The organism is Mycobacterium sp. (assembly GCF_035314905.1).
In the GTDB taxonomy this organism is placed as follows: Bacteria; Actinomycetota; Actinomycetes; order Mycobacteriales; family Mycobacteriaceae; genus Mycobacterium.
The window spans coordinates 1-2,328 of the sequence record NZ_DATFYW010000052.1; the positions used below are offsets into that span (position 1 = coordinate 1).

The 2,328-nt window shown below is 67.8% G+C and carries 2 protein-coding genes and 1 pseudogene; all 3 read right to left on the reverse strand.

Features of this window, described 5'->3' with window-relative positions; translation table 11 throughout:
- Nucleotides 1-379: pseudogene (locus tag VKG81_RS04165) on the reverse strand (cytochrome b); the annotation flags it as partial.
- Nucleotides 376-1,491, reverse strand: coding sequence for a ubiquinol-cytochrome c reductase iron-sulfur subunit (locus VKG81_RS04170; protein ID WP_324389994.1), 1,116 nt, complete (start codon nucleotides 1,489-1,491; stop codon nucleotides 376-378). The pseudogene VKG81_RS04165 and the gene VKG81_RS04170, both read right to left, overlap by 4 nt.
- Nucleotides 1,492-1,496: 5 nt before the next feature.
- Complete coding sequence (locus tag VKG81_RS04175; RefSeq protein ID WP_414685152.1) at nucleotides 1,497-2,318, reverse strand: c-type cytochrome; 822 nt, start codon at nucleotides 2,316-2,318, stop codon at nucleotides 1,497-1,499.
- Nucleotides 2,319-2,328 lie beyond the last annotated feature (10 nt).

Below are 2,328 nucleotides of genomic sequence, written 5' to 3' on the forward strand. Positions count from 1 at the left end.
GCATGTGAATGATGAGCGCGGCCATGAATAGGTCGGCGGCCCAGTGGTGGATCTGCCGCATCAGCAGCCCGCCCCGGACGTCGAAGCTGATGTTCAGCGTCGACTGGTACGCCTCGCTCATCCGGATGCCGTCCAGCTTGACGTACGACCCGTGGTAGGTCACTTCGGTCATCGACGGGACGAAGAACAGCGACAGGAAGGTCCCGGTCAGCAGCAGGATGACGAACGACCACAACGCGATCTCACCGAGCAGGAACGACCAGTGGTCGGGAAACACCTTCCGCATCAGGACGCGGAACCCGCGCGCCCCGTGGAACCGGTCGTCGAGCCACCCGCCGGTGCCGCTGAGAGCCTTGGGAATGTCAAAGTTGTCGCTCATCCGCGCTCCCAGAAACTCGGGCCGACGGGCTGGGTGAAGTCGCTCTTCGCCACCAGGTACCCCTGCGCGTCGACGGTCATCGGCAACTGCGGCAGCGGCCGTGGCGCCGGGCCGAAGATCACGGTCGCGCCGGTCGACGCGTCGAAGGTGGACTGGTGACAGGGGCACAGGAGATGGTGCGTGGTCTGCTCGTACAGCCCCACCGGGCAGCCCACGTGCGTGCAGATCCTGGAGTAGGCGACGATGTTGTCAACTGTCCAGTTCATCGTGCCGATCAGCGTATCGCCGTCTGTCGTGGTGGGGACGTTCAGCTCTCCGGGCCGGAACTTGATCAGGGTGACGGTGGCCTTGGCGAGGGCATCGGGATTGTCGGTGAAGCCCTCGGGCACGATCGTGAGCGACTGGCCCGGCGCGCTGAACTCGGCCGGGGTGATTGGCTGGTTGGTGCCGTAGACGAGCAGCCGCCGACCGGGGCTCCACACCGTGTGCCGCAGGCTTGTCCCCGGCTCCGGCCCCAGGTCGCGGAGCAGCACGACCGGGATGGCGAGCAGCGGGAGCGTGCCGAGCATCAGGGTGCGCCGCACCAGCGGCCGCTTGACGAACTGGCTGTTCGCCGCACCCTCCTTGAAGTACTCCTCGAACGCCTGCCGGTCCTTGGTGTCAGAACGCAATTCGTGCCGCTCCTCGACCATCTCGACGTTCGGCATCAGGTGCCGCACCCAGAGCAGCGCGCCTAGGCCGAGAGCGACCAGCGCGAGGGAAAGCGAGGTGCCCAGGGCGAGGTTGGAGCGAAGGGTCTTGTCGACCGAATGCACCCCGAGGCCGACGTAGGCGGCGATGAATCCGCAGCCGGCGATGAACGCGAACGTGAAGCACGCCGCGACTATCCTTTCCACCCGCTTGGCGTGCGCGATCACCCTCGGGTCGTCCGGCGGGAGGCCGACGATGTGCTCCGCGCCCTCAGCCTCCGCGACCTCGCCCGCGCCGTCGCCGTCGCCGCCATCGGCTACGGCCGTCGACCCGAGCAGGCGCGGCGAGGGCGGGGGAGTGCCGATCACCCGGTGCGGCACAGCCGGGCTCGGGTGCCCCTCGGTCTCTTCCATGTCGCTCATGATTACTACTGCTCCATCCCCGTCGGTCTTGGATCACGCCGCTTGGCGGTAATCCACATCGCGATCAGCACCAGGAAGCCCATCCCGCCAAGGAAGATCACCAGGCCCTCGGTGACGGGACCGATCCGGCCGAGCGAGAAGCCGCCGGGGTTGGGTTCGACCCTCGTCTCGGTGATGTAGGCGATGATGTCGCGCTTGGCCGACGGGCTGAGCGCTCCGTCAGAGAACACCGGCATCGCCTCAGGCCCGGTCAGCATCGCCGTATAGATCTGCGTCGGAGTGGACTGGGTCAGCGGCGGTGCGAACTTGCCGTAGGTGAGCGCGCCGCTGTCGCCGGCAAAGCCGTGGCACTGCGAGCAGTTGGCCATGAACAGGTTTGACCCGAGCGCGGTGTCCGCTCCCTCGGTGGATACCTGCTCGGCAGTGGGAATCGCGGGGCCGCCGCCCAGGGAGGCCACATAGTCGGCGATCTGGTAGATCTGCTGCTCGGTGAACTTGACCGGCCCGCGGGGGTTTTCCGCGCCGACCTCCTTGGCCGGCATGCGGCCGGTGGACATCTGGAAGTACACCGCGGCCGCCCCGGCGCCAACCAGGCTCGGTGCCTGACTGGTGCCCTGGGCCTCGAGGCCATGGCAGCTCGAGCAGGTCGCCTGGAACAAGTCCTTGCCCGCCGTGATGTCCTGCTGCGACGCGGGTGGTGCCGACGCCTGCGCGGTGCCCCCCTGACGGGTGAGTGACCCGTAGAGCAGCGCGACAACGACGAGCCCGAGCAGCAGTGCCGCGTAGCCGGCGACCGGGCGCCTGCGCCTGGCGTTGATCCAGCTCACTCGCTGTCCC

Bases quoted from the DNA above. Each gene is read 5' to 3' on its own strand.
- VKG81_RS04170 (WP_324389994.1), bottom strand. From the start codon at position 1,491: ATGAGCGACATGGAAGAGACCGAGGGGCACCCGAGCCCGGCTGTGCCG.